The sequence below is a fragment of the Variovorax boronicumulans genome (genome assembly GCF_030812215.1).
GTDB classification, from domain to species: domain Bacteria; phylum Pseudomonadota; class Gammaproteobacteria; order Burkholderiales; family Burkholderiaceae_C; genus Variovorax; species Variovorax boronicumulans_C.
In genome coordinates, this window is record NZ_JAUSSG010000023.1 from 1 (window position 1) to 5,708 (window position 5,708).

2 tRNA genes and 3 rRNA genes are annotated in these 5,708 nt (G+C 50.2%); all 5 read right to left on the reverse strand.

Annotated elements, in window-relative coordinates:
• Positions 1-50: 50 nt before the first annotated feature.
• The 5 genes from rrf to J2W23_RS31285 all read right to left on the reverse strand — a co-directional run bounded on the left by rrf (position 51) and on the right by J2W23_RS31285 (position 5,298).
• A 5S ribosomal RNA gene (gene rrf, locus J2W23_RS31265) occupies positions 51-163 on the reverse strand.
• A gap of 144 nt (positions 164-307) precedes the next feature.
• Positions 308-3,179, reverse strand: a 23S ribosomal RNA gene (locus tag J2W23_RS31270).
• Positions 3,180-3,503: 324 nt separating this feature from the next.
• Positions 3,504-3,579: transfer RNA gene (locus J2W23_RS31275), tRNA-Ala, on the reverse strand.
• Positions 3,580-3,607: 28 nt separating this feature from the next.
• A tRNA-Ile gene (locus J2W23_RS31280) sits at positions 3,608-3,684 on the reverse strand.
• A gap of 79 nt (positions 3,685-3,763) precedes the next feature.
• Positions 3,764-5,298, reverse strand: a 16S ribosomal RNA gene (locus tag J2W23_RS31285).
• Together the 16S, 23S and 5S rRNA genes with 2 tRNA genes alongside form the textbook arrangement of a ribosomal RNA operon.
• Between the last annotated feature and the right edge of the window lie 410 nt (positions 5,299-5,708).

The following is a 5,708-nucleotide window of genomic DNA, read 5'->3' on the forward strand; positions in this document are numbered from 1 at the left end:
AATGCAAAAAACCCCAGTCATAGCTGACTGGGGTTTTCTGGGCTGTAAGAGCCTGACGATGACCTACTTTCACACGGGAACCCGCACTATCATCGGCGCTGAGTCGTTTCACTGTCCTGTTCGGGATGGGAAGGAGTGGTACCAACTCGCTATGGTCATCAGGCATAAAGGGTTGTCTGGTTGATCTGGGATCAATCAAACGAATTCATAGAGTTTGGAATCAGCGCGCAATTGTCTTGCGCTGGCTTGAATGTATTTTGAATGCGTCAACTTGGCATAACACCTTGATCTTGATGATCAAAGTTATAGGGTCAAGCCGCACGAGCAATTAGTATCAGTTAGCTTAACGCATTACTGCGCTTCCACACCTGACCTATCAACGTCCTGGTCTTGAACGACTCTTTAGGGGGCTCAAGGCCCCGGCAGATCTCATCTTGAAACGAGTTTCCCGCTTAGATGCTTTCAGCGGTTATCTCTTCCACACTTAGCTACTCGGCAATGCCACTGGCGTGACAACCGATACACCAGAGGTGTGTCCACTCCGGTCCTCTCGTACTAGGAGCAGGCTTCCTCAAATCTGCAGCGCCCACGGAAGATAGGGACCAAACTGTCTCACGACGTTTTAAACCCAGCTCACGTACCTCTTTAAATGGCGAACAGCCATACCCTTGGGACCGGCTACAGCCCCAGGATGAGATGAGCCGACATCGAGGTGCCAAACACCGCCGTCGATATGAACTCTTGGGCGGTATCAGCCTGTTATCCCCAGAGTACCTTTTATCCGTTGAGCGATGGCCCTTCCATACAGAACCACCGGATCACTATGTCCTGCTTTCGCATCTGCTCGACTTGTCAGTCTCGCAGTTAAGCACGCTTATGCCATTGCACTATCGTCACGATGTCCGACCGTAACTAGCGTACCTTCGAACTCCTCCGTTACGCTTTGGGAGGAGACCGCCCCAGTCAAACTGCCTACCATGCACTGTCCCCGATCCAGATAATGGACCTAGGTTAGAACCTCAAACACACCAGGGTGGTATTTCAACGTTGGCTCCACAAGATCTAGCGACCCTGCTTCAAAGCCTCCCACCTATCCTACACAGATCTGTTCAAAGTCCAATACAAAGCTACAGTAAAGGTTCATGGGGTCTTTCCGTCTTTCCGCGGGGAGATTGCATCATCACAAACATTTCAACTTCGCTGAGTCTCAGGAGGAGACAGTGTGGCCATCGTTACGCCATTCGTGCAGGTCGGAACTTACCCGACAAGGAATTTCGCTACCTTAGGACCGTTATAGTTACGGCCGCCGTTTACTGGGACTTCAATCAAGAGCTTGCACCCCATCATTTAATCTTCCAGCACCGGGCAGGCGTCACACCCTATACGTCCACTTTCGTGTTTGCAGAGTGCTGTGTTTTTAATAAACAGTCGCAGCCACCGATTTTTTGCAACCCATTCATGCTTCGTTGTTCACTACACACTAATAGGGCACACCTTCTTCCGAAGTTACGGTGTCAATTTGCCGAGTTCCTTCTCCTGAGTTCTCTCAAGCGCCTTAGAATACTCATCTCGCGCACCAGTGTCGGTTTGCGGTACGGTCGTTGTTAGCTGAAGCTTAGTGGCTTTTCCTGGAACCTCGTTCAGTCACTTCACGGACAAGTCCGCTCGATCGTTGGCCTCGGTATATGTGCACCGGATTTGCCTAATGCACGCCTACATCCAACTAAACCAGAATAATCCAATAACTGGATGACCTATTAAGATCCGTCCCCACATCGCACTAACAATCGGTACAGGAATATTGACCTGTTTCCCATCAGCTACGCATCTCTGCCTCGCCTTAGGGGCCGACTCACTCTACGCCGATGAACGTTGCGTAGAAAACCTTGCGCTTACGGCGAGGGGGCTTTTCACCCCCTTTAACGCTACTCATGTCAGCATTCGCACTTCTGATACCTCCAGCACGCTTTACAACGCACCTTCACAGGCTTACAGAACGCTCTCCTACCACTTGCAATAAATTGCAAATCCGCAGCTTCGGTAACTGGCTTAGCCCCGTTACATCTTCCGCGCAGGACGACTCGATCAGTGAGCTATTACGCTTTCTTTAAATGATGGCTGCTTCTAAGCCAACATCCTGACTGTTTTAGCCTTCCCACTTCGTTTCCCACTTAGCCAATTTTAGGGACCTTAGCTGGCGGTCTGGGTTGTTTCCCTCTTGAGTCCGGACGTTAGCACCCGGTGCTCTGTCTCCCAAGCTGTACTCATCGGTATTCGGAGTTTGCCTTGGTTTGGTAAGTCGCCATGACCCCCTAGCCAAAACAGTGCTCTACCCCCGATGGTAATACTTGAGGCACTACCTAAATAGTTTTCGGAGAGAACCAGCTATTTCCAAGTTTGTTTAGCCTTTCACCCCTATCCACAGCTCATCCGCTAGTTTTGCAACACTAGTCGGTTCGGACCTCCAGTACCTGTTACGGCACCTTCATCCTGGCCATGGATAGATCACTTGGTTTCGGGTCTACACCCAGCGACTGATCGCCCTATTCGGACTCGATTTCTCTACGGCTTCCCTATTCGGTTAACCTTGCCACTGAATGTAAGTCGCTGACCCATTATACAAAAGGTACGCAGTCACCCTTGCGGGCTCCTACTTTTTGTAAGCACGCGGTTTCAGGATCTATTTCACTCCCCTCCCGGGGTTCTTTTCGCCTTTCCCTCACGGTACTAGTTCACTATCGGTCAATGATGAGTATTTAGCCTTGGAGGATGGTCCCCCCATATTCAGACAGGATTTCTCGTGTCCCGCCCTACTTGTCGTTAGCTCAGTACCACACAGGTCATTTCACGTACGGGGCTATCACCCGCTATGGCCAGTCTTTCCAAACTGTTCCGTTATGTCTTGTGCTATCACTAACAGGCTCTTCCGATTTCGCTCGCCACTACTTTCGGAATCTCGGTTGATGTCTTTTCCTCGAGCTACTGAGATGTTTCAGTTCACCCGGTTCGCCTCGCATGACTATGTATTCATCATGCGATACCTTTCGGTGGGTTTCCCCATTCGGAAATCTCCGGATCAAAGCTAATTTGCCAGCTCCCCGAAGCTTATCGCAGGCTATCACGTCCTTCGTCGCCTATCATTGCCAAGGCATCCACCACGTGCTCTTATTCACTTGACCCTATAACTTTGACGTTTCTTGCGAAACACAAAATCATTTTCAAGGAATATGTCAGGTCTTTCACCTGACGCGTTATGCCGTTACATTCAAAATTCGATTTGACTCGAAATTGAAGTTTCTTTTGACGCAATCAAAAATTCTATGTTGCTGATGGCACGGTCTGCACTAAACCTTTACGAATGTGCAGTTTCCATCAGCAACGCTGATTCGACTCTATGAATTTTTAAAGAACAGCCGATTGATCAAGAGATCTCGATCAACAACAAAGAAGCCTCATGCTCGCGCACAAAGCCGCTTTGGTGTTGAATTTAAGTATCGATTTATTGGTGGAGGATGACGGGATCGAACCGACGACCCCCTGCTTGCAAAGCAGGTGCTCTCCCAGCTGAGCTAATCCCCCAAACTCTCACACGAGATATCAGAAGATTTGGTGGGTCTAGTTGGGCTCGAACCAACGACCCCCGCCTTATCAAGACGGTGCTCTAACCAGCTGAGCTACAGACCCAATCGAGAATCAATGAAGATTTCGACTTCTTCCAACAACCGATAAGTGTGGGCGTTTAAATTAAATTGCTTGTTTCCAGAAAGGAGGTGATCCAGCCGCACCTTCCGATACGGCTACCTTGTTACGACTTCACCCCAGTCACGAACCCTGCCGTGGTAATCGCCCTCCTTGCGGTTAAGCTAACTACTTCTGGCAGAACCCGCTCCCATGGTGTGACGGGCGGTGTGTACAAGACCCGGGAACGTATTCACCGTGACATTCTGATCCACGATTACTAGCGATTCCGACTTCACGCAGTCGAGTTGCAGACTGCGATCCGGACTACGACTGGTTTTATGGGATTAGCTCCCCCTCGCGGGTTGGCAACCCTTTGTACCAGCCATTGTATGACGTGTGTAGCCCCACCTATAAGGGCCATGAGGACTTGACGTCATCCCCACCTTCCTCCGGTTTGTCACCGGCAGTCTCATTAGAGTGCCCAACTAAATGTAGCAACTAATGACAAGGGTTGCGCTCGTTGCGGGACTTAACCCAACATCTCACGACACGAGCTGACGACAGCCATGCAGCACCTGTGTTACGGTTCTCTTTCGAGCACTAAGCCATCTCTGGCGAATTCCGTACATGTCAAAGGTGGGTAAGGTTTTTCGCGTTGCATCGAATTAAACCACATCATCCACCGCTTGTGCGGGTCCCCGTCAATTCCTTTGAGTTTCAACCTTGCGGCCGTACTCCCCAGGCGGTCAACTTCACGCGTTAGCTTCGTTACTGAGTCAGTGAAGACCCAACAACCAGTTGACATCGTTTAGGGCGTGGACTACCAGGGTATCTAATCCTGTTTGCTCCCCACGCTTTCGTGCATGAGCGTCAGTACAGGTCCAGGGGATTGCCTTCGCCATCGGTGTTCCTCCGCATATCTACGCATTTCACTGCTACACGCGGAATTCCATCCCCCTCTACCGTACTCTAGCTATGCAGTCACAGATGCAGTTCCCAGGTTGAGCCCGGGGATTTCACAACTGTCTTACATAACCGCCTGCGCACGCTTTACGCCCAGTAATTCCGATTAACGCTTGCACCCTACGTATTACCGCGGCTGCTGGCACGTAGTTAGCCGGTGCTTATTCTTACGGTACCGTCATTAGCCCTCTTTATTAGAAAAGGCCGTTTCGTTCCGTACAAAAGCAGTTTACAACCCGAAGGCCTTCATCCTGCACGCGGCATGGCTGGATCAGGCTTTCGCCCATTGTCCAAAATTCCCCACTGCTGCCTCCCGTAGGAGTCTGGGCCGTGTCTCAGTCCCAGTGTGGCTGGTCGTCCTCTCAGACCAGCTACAGATCGAAGGCTTGGTGAGCCTTTACCTCACCAACTACCTAATCTGCCATCGGCCGCTCCATTCGCGCAAGGTCTTGCGATCCCCTGCTTTCATCCGTAGATCGTATGCGGTATTAGCACAGCTTTCGCTGCGTTATCCCCCACGATTGGGCACGTTCCGATGTATTACTCACCCGTTCGCCACTCGCCGCCAGGATTGCTCCCGCGCTGCCGTTCGACTTGCATGTGTAAGGCATGCCGCCAGCGTTCAATCTGAGCCAGGATCAAACTCTATAGTTCGATCTTGATTTTGCGCCTGACCTCGCGGTCAAGCAAAACTCATAAAAAAAGAATTAAAGTGAACTTCACTTCTATCTCATGAGCGTTTTTAAGTCTTGCGACTTGTTCCGAAGAACTTACGCAATTACCTTCAAACGCCCACGCTTATCGGCTGTAAATTTTTAACGAACCCCGAAGCAACTTTTCGTTTACTTCGTCTTGCTTGCTGCGATCAGCGAAGCCTTGTAGTCTATCACGGTTTTTTAAGAACCGTCAAACTTTTTTCACTTTCAACACCTTCTTATTTGCACCCCGCAACCTTCGTTGCAAGACGCTGAAGCTGTTTCAGCGGAGCCTTCGATTATGCACTGTTTTTTGCAATCCAGTCAACTTCGAAGAATCTTTTTATCAGCCAACTATCAGCAACCACC